An 18,386-nucleotide genomic window follows, 5' to 3' on the forward strand; every position below is an offset into this window, starting at 1 on the left:
CAGATGAATTCCTCCCGTGAGTACTCCTCCCGCGAGTACGCCGACTACGCGACCGGAGAGCCGGTCGTCGACACCAAGGCCCCGGCCGGTCCCGTCGCCGAGCGCTGGGACACCCGCCGCTTCGAGGCCAAGCTGGTCAACCCCGCCAACCGCCGCAAGCACACCGTGATCGTCGTCGGCACCGGCCTCGCGGGCGGCTCGGCGGGCGCCACGCTCGCCGAACAGGGCTACCACGTCGTGCAGTTCTGCTACCAGGACTCGCCGCGCCGCGCCCACTCGATCGCCGCGCAGGGCGGCATCAACGCCGCGAAGAACTACCGCAACGACGGCGACTCCGTCCACCGCCTCTTCTACGACACCGTCAAGGGCGGCGACTTCCGCGCCCGCGAGTCCAACGTCCACCGCCTCGCGCAGATCTCGGTGGAGATCATCGACCAGTGCGTGGCGCAGGGCGTGCCGTTCGCGCGCGAGTACGGCGGTCTGCTCGACACCCGTTCCTTCGGCGGCGTGCAGGTCTCCAGGACCTTCTACGCACGCGGTCAGACGGGCCAGCAGCTCCTGCTCGGCGCGTACCAGGCGCTCTCACGGCAGATCGCGGCCGGGAACGTCGAGATGCACCCGCGCACCGAGATGCTCGACGTGATTGTGGTCGACGGGCGGGCGCGCGGCATCGTCGCCCGCGACCTGATCACCGGCAAGATCGAGACGTACTTCGCCGACGCGGTGGTCCTCGCGTCCGGCGGCTACGGCAACGTCTTCTACCTGTCGACGAACGCCATGAACTCCAACGCCACCGCGATCTGGCGGGCCCACCGGCGCGGTGCCTACTTCGCCAACCCCTGCTTCACGCAGATCCACCCGACGTGCATTCCGCGCACCGGCGACCATCAGTCGAAGCTCACACTGATGAGTGAGTCGCTGCGCAACGACGGCCGGATCTGGGTCCCCAAGGCCCACGGCGACGACCGCCCGCCGAACAAGATCCCCGAGGACGAGCGCGACTACTACCTGGAGCGCATCTACCCCGCCTTCGGCAACCTCGTGCCCCGCGACATCGCATCGCGCGCGGCCAAGAACGTATGCGACGAGGGCAGGGGAGTGGGACCGGGCGGCCAGGGCGTCTACCTCGACTTCGCCGACGCGATCCAGCGCATGGGCAAGAAGAAGGTCGAGGAGAAGTACGGCAACCTCTTCGACATGTACGCGCGGATCACCGCGGAGAACCCGTACGAGACGCCGATGCGGATCTACCCCGCCGTGCACTACACGATGGGCGGACTCTGGGTCGACTACGACCTCCAGACCACCGTCCCCGGCCTGTTCGCGGTCGGCGAGGCCAACTTCTCCGACCACGGCGCGAACCGGCTCGGCGCATCGGCCCTGATGCAGGGTCTCGCCGACGGCTACTTCGTGCTGCCCTCCACGATCAACGACTACCTCGCACGCAATCCGCACCAGGAGCAGGTCTCCGACGAACACCCCGTCGTGCGGGAGGTGTTGGACGAGACCGCAGACCGTGTCAGCAGGCTCCTCGCCGTCGACGGCGACCGCACCCCCGACTCCTTCCACCGTGAGCTCGGCGAGCTGATGTGGGAGTTCTGCGGCATGGCCCGTACGGAGACGGGTCTGCGCAAGGCCCTGGAGCGCATCCCGCAGATCCGCGAGGAGTTCTGGCGCCGGATCAAGGTGCCCGGCACCGGCGAGGAGTTCAACCAGTCCCTGGAGAAGGCGAACCGCATCGTCGACTATCTGGAGCTCGCCGAGCTGATGTGCCTCGACGCCCTGCACCGCGCCGAGTCCTGCGGCGGTCACTTCCGCGAGGAGTCGCAGACGCCCGACGGAGAGGCGGCGCGTGTGGACGAGGAGTTCTCGTACGCCGCCGCCTGGGAGTTCACGGCCACGGGTGAGGCTCCCACCCTTCATAAGGAAGACCTCGTCTTCGAGTACGTCCACCCCACTCAGCGGAGCTACGCATGAAGCTCACCCTGCGCGTCTGGCGCCAGCAGAACGCCGACGCCGACGGCGCCATGTCCACCTACGAAGTGGACGGCATCTCGTCCGACATGTCCTTCCTGGAGATGCTGGACACCCTCAACGAAGAGCTCATCGTCAAGGGCGACGACCCCGTCGCCTTCGACCACGACTGCCGCGAGGGCATCTGCGGCGCGTGCTCGCTCGTCATCAACGGCGACGCGCACGGGCCCGAGCGCACCACCACCTGTCAGCTGCACATGCGGTCCTTCGAGGACGGCGACACCATCGACGTCGAGCCGTGGCGTGCCGCCGCCTTCCCGGTCGTCAAGGACCTGGTGGTGGACCGCTCGTCCTTCGACCGGATCATCCAGTCCGGCGGCTACATCAGCGCCCCGACCGGCGCGGCTCCCGAGGCGCACGCGGCGCCCGTGCCGAAGCCGGACGCGGACTTCGCCTTCGAGCACGCGGAGTGCATCGGCTGCGGGGCCTGCGTCGCCGCCTGCCCCAACGGCTCGGCGATGCTGTTCACTTCGGCGAAGGTGAACCACCTGGGCGTGCTGCCGCAGGGTGCTCCCGAGCGGGAGACTCGCGTCCTGGACATGGTGGCTCAGATGGACGAAGAGGGCTTCGGCGGCTGTACGTTGACCGGTGAATGCGCCACCGCCTGCCCGAAGGGGATTCCGCTGCCGTCCATCTCGGCGATGAACAAGGAGTGGCTGCGGGCCACTCGGAAGGTCAGCCGGTAGCTGCGCGCCGCATGGGCAGTTCGTGATCTGCTGGCCGGATGTGGCTGATCGCGCAGTTCCCCGCGCCCCTGCGGGGCGCGTAGCTTCTGCGCATGTATCCCGGAGCGTACGACCCCGCCAGGACGGCCGTCGTCACCGCCGACGGCACACGGACCCTCACCTACGGACAACTCGAAGAACGCTCCCTGCGGCTCGCGGATCATCTGCGGGCCGCGGGCCTGCGTCGGGGTGACCACTTCGCCCTGCTCTGTGACAACGACCCCCGTGCCCTGGAGGTCTACTGGGCTGCGCTGCGCTCGGGCCTCTATCTCACCGCGGTCAACCACCACCTCACGACGGACGAGGCCGCGTACATCGTCAAGGACTGCGGGGCACGCGCCCTGATCGTCTCCGGCTCGCTCACCGAACTGGGCGTGGCGGTCACGGAGTTGGCGGGCGGCCCGTCGATCATCCTCGGCCTGGACGACGGAACGTACGAGAAGGCACTCGCGGCCGCGTCCGCCGAACCGCCCGCCCACCAGCCGCGCGGCACCGACATGCTCTACTCCTCCGGCACGACAGGCCGCCCCAAGGGCGTCAAGCCCGCGCTGCCCGACGGCGACGTACGCGAGGAGCCGAGCACCTACACGCTGATCTTCCAGGCCATGTACGGCTTCGGCGAGGACACCGTCTATCTCTCTCCCGCGCCGATCTATCACGCGGCCCCGCTGCGCTTCTGCGGAGTCGTCACGGCGCTCGGCGGCACGGTTGTCCTGATGGACGCCTTCGACGCGGAGGGAGCCCTGGCGGCCGTCGAACGCCATCGTGTCACGCACAGCCAGTGGGTGCCGACCATGTTCGTACGGATGCTGAAGCTGCCGGCGGAGGTGCGCGAGCGCCACGACCTGTCCTCGATGAAGACCGCCATCCACGCGGCCGCGCCCTGCCCCGTCGAGGTCAAGCAGCGGATGCTGGAGTGGTGGGGTCCTGTCCTGTACGAGTACTACTCGTCGACGGAGGGCAACGGCATCACGTTCATCTCGCCCGAGGAGTGGCTGCGCAAGCCAGGATCCGTGGGCAAGGACGGGTTTCTGGGGGAGCTGCGGATCTGTGACGAGGCAGGGGAGCTGCTGCCGTCCGGCGAGACGGGGACCGTCTACTTCGAGCGCGAGGAGCTGTCTTTCCGCTACCACAACGACGACAGCCGCACCCGCGAGGCCCAGCACCCCAAGTATCCGAACTGGACCACCACGGGGGACGTCGGGCACGTCGACGAGGACGGCTACCTCTTCCTCACCGACCGTAAGGCATTCATGATCATTTCGGGTGGCGTGAACATATACCCGCAAGAGGCCGAGGACTGTCTCGTCCTGCATCCGGCGGTCGCGGACGTCGCCGTGATCGGGGTGCCCGACGCGGAGATGGGGGAGGCGGTCAAGGCGGTGGTGCAACCGGCCGCCGGGGTGGCCGCCGGGCCCGGACTTGAGCGTGAGCTCGTCGAGTTCGTACGGGAGCGCATAGCCCACTACAAGGCGCCGCGTTCCGTGGATTTCGCGGATTCGCTTCCCCGCACGCCCACCGGAAAGCTGGCCAAGTCCTCGCTGAGGAGGGCCTATTGGGAGTGACGGGAACGAGCGGTCCCGCCTCAGCCGATGCCGCCGCTCGCCAGCACCGTCTCGCGGAACGAAGCCACCAGCGGCCGCAGATCGATGCGGTGCCAGGCCGCCCACAGGTGAACGGACGCCCGGTGCCAGGGCAGTTCGCGTACGGCGACGCCCTCCGTGGTGCCGCGGACCATGCTCTGCTGGATGAGCGCCAGGCCGAGGCCCGAGGCGACAAGTCCCAGCGCGGTGAGCGGCTCCGCGGCGTCGAGGCGGATGTCCGGGGTGTGGTGGAGCGCATCAAGGCGCTCGCCGAGCGGCACGGGGTCGGTATCAAGGCCGCGGCCCTGCAGTTCGCCCTCGCCCACCCGGCGACCGTGGCGGCGATCCCCGGAGCCACCAGGCCGAGCCGCATCGCCGAGGATGTCGCCGCGCTCGGCGAGAAGGTCCCGGCCGCGTTCTGGGCGGACCTGCGCGAGGAGAGGCTGATCGCCACCGACGCGCCCGTGCCCGGCGTCTGACTTCGCAACTGCCCTGATCCGTATAGTCAGTTACCCGGTCATACGAGCAAGTGCCCCGCCCTGCCCCCAAGCCCAAGGAGAAACCCATGGCTTCCACCTCCGCGTCCATCGAGATCCCCGTACCGGCCGACCGCGTCTGGCAGCTCATCGGCGGCTTCGACTCGCTGCCCGACTGGCTTCCGTTCATCCCCTCCAGCGAATCCAGCGAGGGTGGCCGCGTACGCAGTCTCAAGAGCGAGGACGGCGGCGTCATCATCGAGCGACTCCTCACCTTCGACGAGCAGGCGCGCACCTACAGCTACTCCATCCTTCAGGCGCCCTTCCCCGCCACCGACTACGTGGCCACCCTCGCGGTGCACGAGGTGCCCGGACAGGACGCGTCCCGCGTGGAGTGGTCCGGCGTCTTCACTCCGGTGGGTGTGGGTGACGACGAGGTCGTCGCTCTGTTCCAGGGCATCTTCAGCGACGGGCTCGCCGCGCTGAAGCAGACACTCGCCGCCTGAGTGATCTACTGGATCAGTGGCCAGGGGCCATGTCAGACCGCAGCAGGAGGTACGCACCATGCTCGTCGATCTCTCCGGAAAGACCGCCCTCGTCACCGGCTCGACCCAGGGGATCGGGTCGGCCATCGCGGTCGGCCTGGCGCGGGCGGGCGCCCGAGTAGCGGTCAACGGACGGTCCACCGCCTCCGTCGACAAGGCCGTCGAGCGCCTGAAGGGGGAGCACGGGGGTGCCGACTTCTTCCCGGCCCCCGGTGACATCTCCACCGACGAAGGTGCCCGGCAGGTCTTCACGGCCGTCCCTCAGGCGGACATCCTCATCAACAACCTGGGCATCTTCGGCGCCGCACCCGCCCTCGACATCAGTGACGAGGAGTGGCGCCGCTACTTCGAGGTCAACGTGCTGACCGCGGTCCGCATGATCCGTCACTACCTGCCGGGCATGAGGGACCGCTCCTGGGGGCGGATCCAGAACATCGCCAGCGACTCGGCGCTCGCCACGCCCGCCGAGATGATCCACTACGGGATGTCGAAGACCGCGCTCCTCGCGGTGTCCCGGGGCTTCGCGAAGGAAGCCGCGGGGTCGGGCGTGACCGTCAACTCCGTGATCGCGGGCCCCACCCACACCGGCGGTGTGGAGGACTTCGTGTACGAACTGGTCGACTCCGGCCTGCCCTGGGAAGAGGCACAGCGGGAGTTCATGACCAAGCACCGCCCGCAGTCCCTCATCCAGCGGCTCATCGAGCCGGAAGAGATCGCGAACATGGTCGTCTACCTCAGCTCCCCGCTGGCCTCGGCGACGACGGGCGGCGCGGTGCGGGTCGACGGCGGCTATGTGGACTCGATCGTCCCGTAGGGCTACCGCCGCGACCGTCCGCGACCAACTACCCGCCTGTGCTGCCTAGTCGTTGGTGCTCACGTGCACATAGTCGACGACCAACTGCTGCGGGAAGCTCGTGTTCCCGTCCGGGTCGCCGGGCCAGTAGCCGCCGACCGCGAGGTTGAGGATCAGGAAGAAGGGCTTGTCGAAGACCCACTTGTTGCCGCCCAGGTCGGCCGGGGTGCGGGTCTGGTAGACGTTGCCGTCCACGGACCACGTGACCTTGTTCGGTGACCAGTCCACCGCGAACGTGTGGAACTTGTCCGAGAACGCCTCACCGCCGGGCAGGGTGTAGCCCGCGCCGATGCCGCCCGAGCCCGAGTAGCCGGGGCCGTGCAGCGTGCCGTGGACGGTACCCGGTTCGAAGCCGACGTTCTCCATCACGTCGAGCTCACCGCTGTTCGGCCACCCGACGTCGCCGATGTCGGCGCCGAGCATCCAGAACGCGGGCCACATGCCCTGCCCCTTCGGCACCTTCATCCGGGCCTCGACATGGCCGTACGTCTGCGTGAACTTGCCCGAGGTGTTGAGCCGGGCCGAGGTGTACTCGCATTTTCCGTACCAGCACTGGTAGTTGCCGGGGTTCTCCTTGCGGGCGGTGATGACCAGGTTGCCCTGGCCGTCGAGGGCCGCGTTGTTGTTGCCCGCGGTGTAGTACTGCCGCTCGTGGTTGTTGACGTTGTCGCCGGTCTCGATCTGCCACTTGCCGCCGTCGACCGCTGACCCGGCGGGGCCGTCGAAGTCGTCGGTGAAAATGGGGGCCGCGGCTTCGGCTGGAGCGGGGGCCGCCGACGCTCCGGCGGGGAGTCCTGCCAGGGCTGAGGCGCAGCAGGCCAGGGCAACCGTGGAGAGCGCCGCACGGCGGCGCCAAGAGCTGTGCACTGTCATCACATCGCTTCACGTGGGGGGAGGGGGAGGGAGATGGGGGAGATGAGGGAGGACAGGAAGGACATGCGCATGACAATTCGGCATCGAGAACTGAACGCTGTGAGCGATCAGTCCCCGCGCTTTGTTCAGTACTTGATTTAAGGCAGACTGCCGGGTGCCGTCAAGGAGTTGGTGCGGACCAACCTCACAGTTCCCCGCCCGTGGCCCGCGCCAGGTAGGGCGCGGTCCTGCTCCCCTCGGCCCCTGCCACCGCCGTCGGCGGCCCCGCCGCGACCACGTGTCCGCCCTCGTCACCGCCACCCGGGCCCAGGTCGATGACCCAGTCCGCGCCCGCCACCACCGCCATGTCGTGCTCGACGACGACCACCGAGTGGCCCGCGTCGACCAGGCCGTGCAACTGGCGCATCAGGACCTCGACGTCGGCCGGGTGCAGACCGGTGGTCGGCTCGTCCAGGAGGTAGAGCGTGTGCCCGCGCCGGACTCGCTGCAACTCGCTTGCCAGTTTGATGCGTTGGGCCTCACCGCCGGAGAGCTCCGTGGCCGGCTGGCCGAGGCGCAGATATCCGAGGCCTACGTCCAGGAGGGTCCGCAGGCTGCGGGCGACGGCCGGGGTGTCCGCGAAGAAGTCCGCGGCAGCCTCCACCGTCAGATCGAGCACCTCCGCGATGTTCCGCCCCTGGTACGTCACTTGGAGGGTCTCGGGGTTGTAGCGCGCGCCACCGCAGTCCGGGCACGGGGCGTACGTACTGGGCAGGAAGAGCAGCTCCACGCTCACGAACCCCTCGCCCTGGCAGGTCTCGCACCGCCCGCCCGCGACGTTGAACGAGAAGCGGCCGACGCCGTAGCCCTTCGCCCGTGCCGCGTCCGTGGCCGCGAAGACCTTGCGCACGACATCGAAGAGGCCTGTGTAGGTGGCGAGATTGGAGCGCGGCGTACGCCCGATCGGCTTCTGGTCGACGCAGACCAGGCGCCCCACACCGTCCAGTTCCTCGGTGACCTCGCTGATGAGCGTGGACTTCCCCGAACCGGAGACGCCGGTGACCGCGGTGAACGCGCCGAGCGGGAACTCGGCCGTGACGTCGCGCAGGTTGTGGCGGCTCACCGGGCCGACCTTCAGCCAGCCCCGCGGGGCGCGCACCTCACGTACGGGAGCGGCCTCGCGGTCGAAGAGGAAGCGGGCCGTCGCGGACTCCGTGACGCTCTCCAGGTCGGCCACGGGACCGCTGTGCAGCACCTGTCCGCCGTGCTCGCCCGCGTGCGGGCCCACGTCGACGAGCCAGTCCGCGTGACGTACGACATCGAGATGGTGCTCCACGACGAACACCGAGTTGCCCGCGGCCTTGAGCCGGTCGAGGACGGTGAGCAGGGACTCGGTGTCCGCCGGGTGCAGTCCGGCCGACGGCTCGTCGAGGACGTACACGACGCCGAAGAGCCCGGAGCGCAACTGCGTTGCCAGGCGCAGTCGTTGGAGCTCGCCCGGGGAGAGGGTGGGCGTGGCGCGGTCCGGGCTCAGATAGCCGAGGCCGAGCTCTGTGATCGTGGCGATCCTGGCGAGGAGATCGGCGGCCAGGACGCGGGCCGCCTCCGAACCCGCCGCGCTCTTGAGGGACTTGGCAAGCTCGGAGAGGGGCAGCGCGGCCAGTTCTGCGATGGTCCGGCCCGTGAACGTGACCGCCATCGCCTCCGGGCGCAGTCTGCTGCCGCCACATGCCGGGCAGTCGGCGCTCGCCAGGAACCGCTCGGCCTTGGCCCGCAGCGGCTGGCTCTTGGAGTCGGAGAACGTCTTCATCACATAGCGTCGGGCGCTCATGTACGTGCCCTGGTAAGGGCGTTGGATGCGGCCCGCGTCCCGCACCGGGTGCACCGTCACCACCGGCTGCTCGTCCGTGAACAGGATCCAGTCCCTGTCCGGCTGCGGCAGCTCGCGCCACGGCCGGTCGATGTCGTGCCCCAGGGTGTCGAGCACATCACGGAGGTTCTTGCCCTGCCAGGCGCCGGGCCAGGCGGCGATCGCACCCTCACGGATGGAGAGGGACGGATCGGGGACCAGCAGTTCCTCGGTCGTGCGGTGCACGCGGCCGAGGCCGTGGCACTGAGGGCAGGCACCCGCGGCCGTGTTCGGCGAGAAGGAGTCCGAGTCGAGCCGCTCGGCGCCTTCGGGATAGGTGCCGGCGCGGGAGAACAGCATCCGCAGCGAGTTCGAGAGGTTCGTGACCGTGCCCACCGATGAGCGGGACGTGGGCGCCGAGCGGCGCTGCTGGAGCGAGACCGCCGGGGGCAGGCCGGTGATCTCGCCGACCTTCGGTGCGCCCACCTGGTGGATGAGGCGCCTGGCGTACGGGGCGACGGACTCGAAGTAGCGGCGCTGGGCCTCCGCGTAGATCGTCCCGAAGGCGAGCGACGACTTCCCCGAACCGGAGACACCGGTGAAGACCGCGAGGACGTCGCGCGGGACGTCCACGTCGACGTCACGGAGATTGTGCTCGCGGGCGCCCCGGACGCGTACGAACGGATCGTGGGGGCTGTGCATGGGCGGACTCCGTACGCGGCTCGGGTGGTTCGAGTGGCTCGGGGGCAAACCCCACGATTCTAGGCCGCGGTCAGACCCGCGACCCGGGCGAGGCGCCGGAAGGAGTCGAGGAGACCCGCACGGTCGTACGTACTGGTCGTGATGAGGACTTCCTCCGCACCGCTCTCCTTGATCAGCGTCTCGAGCTCATCGGCCACCTGCGCCTCCGTGCCGTGGATGTGGCCGAGGAGACCGGATTCGTAGAAGCCGCGCTCCTTCTCGGTCATCGTCGTCGCGGGTGACTCGACACGCTCGGCCGGGGGCAGCGGCGGGAACGTGCCGTGGGTGCGCGAGTACGCCATGGACCAGGCTTCCGGTATCAGCAGGCGGCGGGCTTCCTCGGGCGTCCCGGCGACGGCGATGGTCCCGGAGATGACGACGTACGGCTCGCTCGACCACTCCGACGGCCGGAACGTCGCGCGGTAGTGATCGATGCCGCGGAGCATCTTCTCGCGGCTCCGGATGTCGCCGATGACCATCGGGAGCCCGGCCTGTGCCGCGATGGTGGCACCCTCGCCCATGGCGAGGACGAACGGCGGGACGGTCAGGCCCTCGGCGGGCCGGGCGTGCGCCCCGGTGTCCGAAGTGCCGCGGAACCAGCCCAGGAGCTCGGTGAGCTGCGCCGCGAAGTCGTCCGCGTCGTCCTTGTCCCGGCCGAGCGCCTTGCGTACGCCGTCGGTGAAGCCCACCGAGCGGCCGAGGCCCATGTCGATGCGCCCGGGGAAGAGCGATTCGAGCACCCCGAACTGTTCGGCGACGACGAGCGGTTGATGGTTCGGCAGCATCACGCCGCCCGTGCCGACCCGGATGGTGCGCGTCGCCGCGGCGACGGCTGCGGCCAGGACGGTCGGTGCGGAGCCCGCGACGCCCGGCACGGCGTGGTGCTCGGACACCCAGAGACGGTGATATCCCAGCTCCTCGAGCTCCTTGGCCAGGCGCACGGTGTCGCGCAGGGCCTCGGGCCCGTCATGCCCCTCGCGAGTGCGGGAGCGGTCGAGTACGGAGAACCGGGTCGATTGGATTGCCGAGGTCATGGGGCTCACGGGGGTCACGGGGGTCACGGAAGGTTCAACGCCTGAGCGGGCCCAGGATTCCCGGCGGCCCCGCCGAACCGCCGCCGGGATTGCCTACTCTGGGCGCGTGACACAAGACAGCAGGCCACTGGCCGTATTCGACCTGGACGGCACCCTCGCGGACACCGCGCACCGCCAGCGTTTCCTTGAGCGCAAGCCGCGCGACTGGAACGCCTTCTTCGCGGCGGCCCCGGACGACCCGCCGCTCGAGCGCGGCGTGGCGCTCGCCCTGCGGAGCGCGGAGGAGTGCGAGGTCGTCTACCTCACGGGCAGGCCCGAGCGGTGTCGCAAGGACACCGTGGCGTGGCTCGCGGCGCAGGGGCTTCCGGAGGGGCGGATGTGGATGCGCCGCAACGACGACCGGCGGCCCGCCCGCCGCACCAAGCTGGAGATCCTCCGGGGCATCGCGGAGTCCCGCGAGGTCCGCATGATGGTGGACGACGACGAGCTGGTGTGCGACGAGGCCGAGCGGGCGGGCTTCACGGTCGTACGGGCGCGCTGGGCGAGCACGTCCGCCGCGCTGAAGGACGCTCAGGAGCGCGAGGGGCGGACGTGACCGCTCGGCGGCGGGGTCAGGCGCTTTCGCCGTCGTCGAGGCGGAAGCCGACCTTCAGGCCCACCTGGTAGTGCTCGATCTCACCGTTCTCGATGTGGCCGCGCACTTGGGTGACCTCGAACCAGTCCAGCGAACGCAGGGTCTGCGAGGCGCGGGCTACGCCGTTGCGAATCGCCTGGTCGACGCCCTCGTGCGAGGTGCCGACGATCTCGGTGACCCGGTAGGTGTGGTCGGACATCAGGGTGTTCCTCTCCGCCGTGTGGTGACCTCACAGCTGTGGGGTGCTCGCGCAGCTGTGAGGTGGCATCACTCCACCGTGCCCCACCACGCGGCGGTGCGCGAGGCGGTGGGTGCGGGGTGCTCGGCGGCACCGTCCAGTTCGAGCCGCGAGACGATGCGGTAGCGGTCGCCGCGGTAGAGGGAGCGTACGTACTCGACGGGACGGTCATCGGTGTCCGTGGTGAGCCGGTCGAAGAGCAGGGCGGGGGAGAGCTCGGGCACGCCGAGCAGCGCCGCCTCGTCCTCCGTCAGGACCGTCGGCTCGATGGACTGCGCGGCATGCGCGGGGCGGATGCGGCGGGCCTCGCGGAGGTGGGCGTAGAAGCCGGACTCCATCTGCGCGGGGGTGAGCCCAGGGGCGACGGCGGCCGGGATGTGCAGGCGCTCCAGCGCGATGGGCTCCCCGTCGACCAGGCGAAGGCGCACCACGTACACGAGCTCGGCCGCGGGCGAGATCCGCAGCTTGCGGCCGACCCGTGCCCCGGCCCGGACCGTGCTGAACTCGATGACGCGGCTCGACCAGTCGCCCGCGGCCCGGGGTGCGGTGAGCGGGCGGCTGCCCGGCGCCAGTTCCTGGGTGACCTTGGCGCGGGCCACGAACATGCCCCTGCCGTGCTCGCGTACCAGCAGCCCCGGCTCCTGCACGTCAAGGATCAGGTCCTCACGCCTGCCCAGGTGAAGGAACAGGTCAGCGCCTACCGCAGCGCGGGCACCGCGTTCGAGGACACCGTCCCCGGCAGCTGATCCACCTCGCGGACGGCGCCGGAATCTCTGATCCCGGCCGATCCCGGCCGATTCCGGTGCCCTTCCCTCTTGACCAGTCCATTGGTGCAGACCAAACTCCTGCCGTACCCGTTCGAGCCATGAGCTCACCCCCCGCGTCGGGCCGACCTTCCCCTGTCCGCAGGAAGAAAGTGACCCACGTGAAGCCGCACCGCCGCGTCGCCATGTCCCTGTCGCTCGCCCTCACCACCGCGCTGCTCGCCGGATGCGGGGCCCTGCCGGGCGGGGGAGAGGAGCGCAGGACGGTCACCGTCTGGTTGATGCGGGGCAGCGCGTCGGCGGAGTTCACCGAGCGGTTCACCGCGGACTTCGAGAAGCAGCACGGCGATATCGACCTGGACATACGCGTCCAGGAGTGGACCGGTGTCGGCGGCAAGGTCAAGGCCGCGCTCAAGGCCGACGACGGGCCCGATGTCATCGAGGTCGGCAACACCCAGGTCGCCGAGTACGTCGACGAGGGCGGGCTCTACGACATCACCCTGGAGTCCGCGCGCGACCTCGGCATGAAGGACTGGCTGCCGGGTCTCGCCGAGCCGGGCCGCTACAACGGCAGTCAGTACGGCGTCCCCTGGTATGCCGCCAACCGCGTCGTCATCTACAACAAGGACCTCTTCGCGCGGGCCGGAATCGAGCAGCCGCCGAAGACGCGCGCGGAGTGGATCGCCGATACGGAGCGGCTCGACTCCGGGGGTGATCAGGGGATCTATCTGGCGGGCCAGGACTGGTACACGCTGGCCGGATTCATCTGGGACGAGGGCGGCGACCTCGCCAAGGAATCGCGTGGCGTGTGGGAGGGCAGCCTGCATTCGCCCGCGGCGCTGCGGGGGATGGAGTTCTACCGGCGGTTGCAGGCGCTGGGCGAAGGCCCCCGGGACGCGGACGAGGAACATCCGCCGCAGGCGGGCGTCTTCGCCGGGGGCGATGTGGCGCAGATCGTCGCCGTGCCGGGGGCGGCGCGGGCCATCGAGGAGAAGAACCCCGAGCTGAAAGGGAAGCTCGGATTCTTCCCGGTGCCCGGCAGGACGGCGGGCAAGCCGGGGGCCGTGTTCACCGGCGGCTCCGATCTCGTCGTACGGGAGAAGACCGGTGATCGCAAGGGAGCGGTCGCCGTGATCGAGGCCCTCGCGGGCAGGAAATGGCAGACAGAGCTTGCCAGGACCATGAACTACGTGCCGAACAAGACGACGCTCGCCTCCGCCGTGGCGGGGCAGCCGGGAGTCGCCGCGATGGCCGTCGGCGCGGCTCGGGGCCGGGCCGCTCCGGCTTCGCCCAAGTGGGCCGCCGTAGAGGCGGACAACCCCATCAAGGCGTACATGACCAAGGTGGTGAGCGGGGGCGACCCGGCGACCGAGGCCCGGAAGGCCTCACACCGGATCACCCGTGCGCTGGACGACTCTGCTCCCTAGCGCGCCACGCTCAACGACAGCGCGAAGCGCGACCTCTCGTCCGTCCACCAGTGGGTCAGGTGCAGGTCCGCCGCCGACAGTTCGGCCCGCACGCTCGCCTCCCGGAACTTCGCCGAGATCTCCGTACGCATCTCCTCGTGACGCTCGAAGTCGACCGCCAGATCGAGCGCGGGGATCTTCACCGTCTGGTCGGCCGTCGAGCGCAGGCGCATCTCGATCCACTCGTTCTCGCTGTCCCAGACGGCCACGTGCGAGAACGCGTCGGGGTCGAAGTCGGCGCCGAGTTCGCGGTTGATCACGGTCAGTACGTTCTTGTTGAACGCGGCGGTGACCCCCGTCCCGTCGTCGTACGCGGAGACGAGCACCGACTCGTCCTTCACCAGGTCCGTGCCGAGCAGCAGCGCGTCGCCGGGCGAGAGCAGGGTGCGTACCGACGTGAGGAACGCGGTGCGCTCGGCAGGGAGGAGATTGCCGATCGTGCCGCCCAGGAAGGCGACGAGGCGCGGGCCCGGAGTGCCCGGCAGGGCGAGGCCGCGGGTGAAGTCGGCGATCAGGGCGTGCACGTTGAGGGAGGGGCGCGAGGCGATCAGGGTGTTCGCGGCGCCGACGAGCGCGCTCTCGCTGACGTCCACCGGGACGTACGTGTGCAGGCCGGGGAGCGCGTCGATCAGATGGCGGGTCTTCTCCGACGAGCCCGAGCCGAGCTCGATCAGCGTGCGCGCGCCTGTCGCCCCGGCGATCTCCGCGGCGCGAGCCTGGAGGATCTCGCGCTCGGCGCGGGTCGGATAGTACTCGGGCAGCGTGGTGATCTCGTCGAAGAGCGCGCTGCCGCGTGCGTCGTAGAACCATTTGGGCGGCAGCGTCTTGGGACTGTGTGTGAGGCCGTGCTGGACGTCGGCGCGCAGTGCGGCGCCGGTGGCGTCCTCGGGCAGGGTGCGGGTCAGCTGGAACGGGCTCACGCGGTGGGCTCCTTGAGCGGGGTCAGCAGGACATCGGTACGGCTCGCGGCGAGCAGCGTGCGGTCGGGCACCTGGCGCCAGTGCGGATCGTCGTCGTAGGGCTCGGAGGCCACGACGGTGCGGCGGCCCGGTTCGGTGAGATACCAGAGGGTGTCGCCCCAGGCGGTCGCGGCGATCGTCTCGCCGTTGGTGAGCAGGAGGTTGAGGCGTGATCCGGGGGCCGCCTCGGCGACTTCGGTCACGGTGTCCGCGAGGGCCTGCGCCTCGTCGTCGCCCCGGCGCAGCCGCTGCAGGACAAGGGCCCACACAAGGGCCGAGTCGCAGCGCGCCTCCAGGGAGAGGAGGTCCGCGGCCGGGAGGCCCTGAGCGACCGGCGAGAGCGAGCGTGGCCAGCCCGTGACGGCGCCGTTGTGACTGAAGAGCCACGTACCGGCAGCGAAGGGAGCCGCCGCCGCTTCCCCGTCCGCGCCCGCCATGGTCGCGTCGCGCACCGCGGCGAGCATGGCTCCGGACCGGACGACCCGGGCGAGGTCCGCGAAGGACTGATCGCCCCAGATCGGCCCGGCACGGCGGTAGCGCGCGGGCTCAGGGTCGCCGTCGGCGTACCAGCCCACCCCGAAACCATCGGCGTTGACCGTGCCGTAGCGCTGCTGCCTGGGCGCCCAGGACTGCCGGAACAGGCTGTGAGCGGGCTCCACGAGGAGCTTGCCGAGCGGCTCTTCGGGGCCCAGGAAAGCGAGGTGACGGCACATCAGACGGCCTCCGTCGGGCCCGCGTCGCGCGCGGTGCGGAAGCCGGAGAAGATCTGCCGCCGCACCGGGTGGTCCCAGTTGCGGAACGTGCCCCGGCAGGCCACCTCGTCCACGGAGAACGCCCCGCCGCGCAGCACCTTGTAGTCGCCGCCGAAGAAGACGTCCGAGTACTCGGGGTAGGGGAAGGCGGAGAACCCCGGATAGGGCAGGAAGTCGCTCGACGTCCACTCCCATACGTCGCCGATCAACTGGCGTACACCGAGCGGGGACTCACCGGCGGGATAGCTGCCCGCGGGGGCCGGGCGGAGATGGCGCTGGCCCAGGTTCGCGCGCTCGGGTGTGGGGTCGGCATCGCCCCACGGGTAGCGCATGGAGCGGCCGGACACCGGGTCGTGCCGGGCGGCCTTCTCCCACTCCTCCTCGCTGGGCAGACGCCGGCCGGCCCAGCGCGCGTACGCGTCCGCCTCGTGCCAACTCACGTGCAGAACAGGCTCGTTCGGCGGTACGACCTCGACGGTCCCGAAGTGGCGGCGCAGCCACTGCCCGCCCTCGCGGCGCCAGAACAGCGGCGCGGAGAGCTGGTTGCCGCGGACCATGTCCCAGCCCGCCGGGGTCCACCACCGCTGCTCCTCATAGCCGCCGTCGGCGAGGAAACGCTGGTAGTCGGCGTTGGTCACCGGTGTCGTGTCGATGAAGAACGGCGGGACCAGACGGTGGTGCGCGGGACGTTCGTTGTCAAGGGCCCACGGCTCCGCGGACGTACCCATCGTGAACGGGCCGCCCGGCACGAGGACTTCGGCCGGACCCTTGAACGACGGGGCGGGCGCGGGGTCCGGCGCCGTGAGCGCGGTCGGGCCCGAGCGCAGCTGATGCGTGATCAGCATCGTCTCGTCATGCTGCTGTTCGTGCTGCGCGATCATGCCGAACGCGAAGCCCGCGTCGGTCAGCGGCGAACCGCGGAACGGCGTGCTCTGAAGTACGTCGAGCGCGCGGCCCCGCACATCGGCCGCGTAACGGCGGGCCTCGGCGGGTGCGAGCAGCGGCAGGCTCGGCCGCTCGGAGCGGGGGTGCTCGAACGCGTCGTACAGGCCGTCGATCTCGGGCCGCATGGCGTCACGGCCCGCCACGGCCCGCAGCAGCCACAGCTCTTCCTGGTTGCCGATGTGCGCCAGGTCCCAGACCAGCGGCGACATCAACGGCGAGTGCTGTGCGGTCAGTTCGGGTTCCTCGACGCACGTGGTGAGGAGCGAGGTGCGCTCCCGGGCGGCGAGGAGCGCCGCCAGGGCGCGCTGCCGAAGCGCATCGGGGTCGCTGACGGTTCCGGTCATCGGAGGATGCCCTTCTCGTGCTCATGGTCGTAGTGATGGCCGTCGATGTGCCCGTCGAGCAGATCGTCCGCCGGGCAGCGGCCCCGCGCGACATACCGATCGGCGTACGCGGCGACGGCCTCCCGCACCCGGGCACTCGCGCCCATCCGGGGCAGCGCGTCGGCCGCGGCGGCGAAACAGGCGGCGGCTGCCTCGCGCAGCTCCGGGTCGGCGAGCCCGTGCCGCGCCGCGTCCAGCCACAGCGGGCTGCGCGGCGCCGCGGGCGCGCCGGGCGGGCAGGCGCGCTCGGCCAGCGGCTTCACGGTGCGGTAGGCGGTCTCGGCCGCCTCCGGATCGTCGAACAGCGCGCTCGTCACGGCGAGCGGCACGATCCAGCCGTCATCGCCCGGCTGCGCGTCGACCATCCGCAGCTCCAGATGGCCGCGCGGGCGTACGGGCGGGAAGAGGGTGGTCAGGTGATAGTCGAGGTCATCGCGGGTGGGCGGGCGCGGCGCACCGGAGCGGGTCCAGGTACGGAAGGTCAGCCCTTCCGGGACGGTCCAGGGAGCTTCGTTCCCGTTGCCCTCCGCGCCCTCGTCCGCCGCTCTGATGAACATCACCGGAGCGTCCATCGCGTGCCGCGTCCAGGCTTCCCGCGGCTCCACATCCAGTGGCGGCGCGCCGGACGTGCCCGGATCGATCGATGCCCACACGGCCTGCCGCGTGGAGCGCCATCCGGTGGAACGGCCGTCCTGAACCGGAGAGTTGGCGAACGCGGCGACCAGCACAGGACCGAGGAGGTGCGCGAGCCGCCAGCGCCGTCCGTAGCCGAGCGGGCCCGGCTCCTCGTGCCCCGCGTCCAGGCAGATCTGCACGGACGCCGTGGAGCACATCATGCGGCGGCCCGCGGGGCCCGCGCGGTCGAGATAGGACTCCATCGCGTCATAGCGAGGCCGGTGGAGAATCCGGGAGGGCGGGCGCCAGGGATCGGCACCGAGACCGGTGAGCGTCAGGTTCAGGGGGGTCAGCCGGTCGCGTACGGCGGAGAGGTCGGCCGATACGGCGGACACGCACTCCATGAGCGAGGCGGCGGGGAGCGAACTGAGCTCCAGCTGGCCGCCCGGTTCGACGGTGATCAGGGAGTGCAGGGGCAGGGCCCGCAGTGCGGCGTAGGCCGCTTCGAGGCGGGCGGGGGGTACGGGCAGCTGGAGCCGGTGCGGCTCGTGGATCAGCCATTCCAGTTCGACACCGGTGATGCGCGGTGGTCCGGTCTTGAAGCAGATGCCGTTGACCAGCGCCTCCGCTTCGGGTTCGGAGACCGCGGTGCCGTACTTCGCGCGGTACGTCGTACAGTCGCCCTCGGGCATGCAGGGGTCCTCCTGTTCAAGTTCTGCCTGGTCCAGCGGTTGCGGACCACCCGGTCAACTCGATGTGGGATAGGACCGAGTTGGCAGCGCCCGTCCCACCCAAGACCTTGTCGGCCGTTCGCACAAGAGTGCCCCTAGGGCCGAGTCGATGCCAGGGAATTCTGTTGCGGCGGGCGACGGCAAGACCTCACCATGCGTTCATGTGTGAGTCGGGGGACAGGACGGCAGAGGTCGGGGCGGGGGAGC

General features: G+C 70.3%; 17 protein-coding genes and 2 pseudogenes. 9 read left to right on the top strand and 10 right to left on the bottom strand.

What is annotated here, in order from left to right; genetic code table 11:
- Positions 1-3 precede the first annotated feature (3 nt).
- The 3 genes from ACGFSB_RS31865 (at position 4) to ACGFSB_RS31875 (ending at position 4,324) form a co-directional block, all read left to right on the top strand.
- Positions 4-1,977: a fumarate reductase/succinate dehydrogenase flavoprotein subunit gene (locus ACGFSB_RS31865; protein WP_393406418.1), complete on the top strand. Its 1,974-nt coding sequence runs from the start codon at positions 4-6 to the stop codon at positions 1,975-1,977.
- A complete protein-coding gene (locus ACGFSB_RS31870; protein WP_393406420.1) occupies positions 1,974-2,720 on the top strand; it encodes a succinate dehydrogenase/fumarate reductase iron-sulfur subunit in 747 nt (248 codons plus the stop codon). The genes ACGFSB_RS31865 and ACGFSB_RS31870 overlap by 4 nt, the downstream gene beginning before the upstream one ends.
- A 92-nt stretch (positions 2,721-2,812) precedes the next feature.
- Positions 2,813-4,324 (top strand): acyl-CoA synthetase, encoded by a 1,512-nt coding sequence (locus tag ACGFSB_RS31875; RefSeq protein WP_393406423.1) that lies wholly within the window; start codon positions 2,813-2,815, stop codon positions 4,322-4,324.
- A 20-nt stretch (positions 4,325-4,344) separates the two neighbouring features.
- Here ACGFSB_RS31875 and ACGFSB_RS31880 read toward each other — a convergent pair.
- A pseudogene (locus ACGFSB_RS31880) lies at positions 4,345-4,587 on the bottom strand (LysR substrate-binding domain-containing protein); the annotation flags it as partial.
- Between ACGFSB_RS31880 and ACGFSB_RS31885 the strand changes: the two are divergent.
- From ACGFSB_RS31885 to ACGFSB_RS31895, 3 genes and pseudogenes are all read left to right on the top strand, one after another.
- Positions 4,573-4,821, top strand: a pseudogene (locus ACGFSB_RS31885) (aldo/keto reductase); the annotation flags it as partial. The pseudogenes ACGFSB_RS31880 and ACGFSB_RS31885 sit on opposite strands and share 15 nt — an antisense overlap.
- An 86-nt stretch (positions 4,822-4,907) precedes the next feature.
- Positions 4,908-5,324 carry an SRPBCC family protein gene (locus ACGFSB_RS31890; protein ID WP_393406426.1) on the top strand — a complete coding sequence of 139 codons (417 nt, stop codon included), beginning with the start codon at positions 4,908-4,910 and terminating at the stop codon, positions 5,322-5,324.
- 58 nt (positions 5,325-5,382) lie between these two features.
- Positions 5,383-6,177 (top strand): SDR family NAD(P)-dependent oxidoreductase, encoded by a 795-nt coding sequence (locus tag ACGFSB_RS31895; RefSeq protein ID WP_393406429.1) that lies wholly within the window; start codon positions 5,383-5,385, stop codon positions 6,175-6,177.
- A gap of 45 nt (positions 6,178-6,222) precedes the next feature.
- Here the strand turns inward: ACGFSB_RS31895 and ACGFSB_RS31900 are convergent, their stop codons facing one another.
- The 3 genes from ACGFSB_RS31900 to ACGFSB_RS31910 all read right to left on the bottom strand — a co-directional run bounded on the left by ACGFSB_RS31900 (position 6,223) and on the right by ACGFSB_RS31910 (position 10,692).
- Entirely contained in the window at positions 6,223-7,089 is an 867-nt protein-coding gene (locus ACGFSB_RS31900) for a family 16 glycosylhydrolase (protein WP_393406432.1), read from the bottom strand.
- Positions 7,090-7,273: 184 nt separating this feature from the next.
- Entirely contained in the window at positions 7,274-9,619 is a 2,346-nt protein-coding gene (locus tag ACGFSB_RS31905) for an ATP-binding cassette domain-containing protein (RefSeq protein WP_393406435.1), read from the bottom strand.
- Positions 9,620-9,678: 59 nt separating this feature from the next.
- Positions 9,679-10,692 (bottom strand): MsnO8 family LLM class oxidoreductase, encoded by a 1,014-nt coding sequence (locus ACGFSB_RS31910; protein ID WP_393406437.1) that lies wholly within the window; start codon positions 10,690-10,692, stop codon positions 9,679-9,681.
- A gap of 106 nt (positions 10,693-10,798) precedes the next feature.
- Between ACGFSB_RS31910 and ACGFSB_RS31915 the strand changes: the two genes are divergently transcribed.
- On the top strand, positions 10,799-11,287 hold the full coding sequence (locus ACGFSB_RS31915) for a hypothetical protein (RefSeq protein ID WP_393406440.1): 489 nt from the start codon (positions 10,799-10,801) through the stop codon (positions 11,285-11,287).
- 16 nt (positions 11,288-11,303) lie between these two features.
- On the opposite strand, the gene ACGFSB_RS31920 is transcribed toward ACGFSB_RS31915, so the two are convergent.
- Together ACGFSB_RS31920 and ACGFSB_RS31925 are read right to left on the bottom strand one after the other, a co-directional pair.
- Complete coding sequence (locus ACGFSB_RS31920; protein WP_393406443.1) at positions 11,304-11,525, bottom strand: dodecin; 222 nt, start codon at positions 11,523-11,525, stop codon at positions 11,304-11,306.
- A 68-nt stretch (positions 11,526-11,593) separates the two neighbouring features.
- Entirely contained in the window at positions 11,594-12,241 is a 648-nt protein-coding gene (locus tag ACGFSB_RS31925; RefSeq protein WP_393406605.1) for a GntR family transcriptional regulator, read from the bottom strand.
- On the opposite strand from ACGFSB_RS31925, the gene ACGFSB_RS31930 reads away from it, so the two are divergent.
- Complete coding sequence (locus ACGFSB_RS31930) at positions 12,179-12,310, top strand: hypothetical protein (protein WP_393406613.1); 132 nt, start codon at positions 12,179-12,181, stop codon at positions 12,308-12,310. The genes ACGFSB_RS31925 and ACGFSB_RS31930 overlap by 63 nt on opposite strands.
- Before the next feature lie 203 nt (positions 12,311-12,513).
- Positions 12,514-13,755 carry an extracellular solute-binding protein gene (locus ACGFSB_RS31935; protein ID WP_393406608.1) on the top strand — a complete coding sequence of 414 codons (1,242 nt, stop codon included), beginning with the start codon at positions 12,514-12,516 and terminating at the stop codon, positions 13,753-13,755.
- On the opposite strand, the gene egtD is transcribed toward ACGFSB_RS31935, so the two are convergent.
- The 4 genes from egtD to egtA are packed head-to-tail and all read right to left on the bottom strand — an operon-like array spanning position 13,752 to position 18,140.
- Entirely contained in the window at positions 13,752-14,714 is a 963-nt protein-coding gene (gene egtD / locus ACGFSB_RS31940) for an L-histidine N(alpha)-methyltransferase (protein ID WP_393406446.1), read from the bottom strand. The genes ACGFSB_RS31935 and egtD overlap by 4 nt on opposite strands.
- Positions 14,711-15,466, bottom strand: coding sequence for an ergothioneine biosynthesis protein EgtC (gene egtC / locus ACGFSB_RS31945; protein ID WP_393406448.1), 756 nt, complete (start codon positions 15,464-15,466; stop codon positions 14,711-14,713). The genes egtD and egtC overlap by 4 nt, the downstream gene beginning before the upstream one ends.
- Positions 15,466-16,794: an ergothioneine biosynthesis protein EgtB gene (egtB, locus tag ACGFSB_RS31950; protein ID WP_393406450.1), complete on the bottom strand. Its 1,329-nt coding sequence runs from the start codon at positions 16,792-16,794 to the stop codon at positions 15,466-15,468. Before egtB ends, egtC begins: the two co-directional genes overlap by 1 nt.
- Complete coding sequence (egtA, locus tag ACGFSB_RS31955) at positions 16,791-18,140, bottom strand: ergothioneine biosynthesis glutamate--cysteine ligase EgtA (protein WP_393406452.1); 1,350 nt, start codon at positions 18,138-18,140, stop codon at positions 16,791-16,793. The genes egtB and egtA overlap by 4 nt, the downstream gene beginning before the upstream one ends.
- Positions 18,141-18,386 lie beyond the last annotated feature (246 nt).

The sequence above is a fragment of the Streptomyces sp. NPDC048441 genome, from assembly GCF_043200235.1.
Classification (GTDB): domain Bacteria; phylum Actinomycetota; class Actinomycetes; order Streptomycetales; family Streptomycetaceae; genus Streptomyces.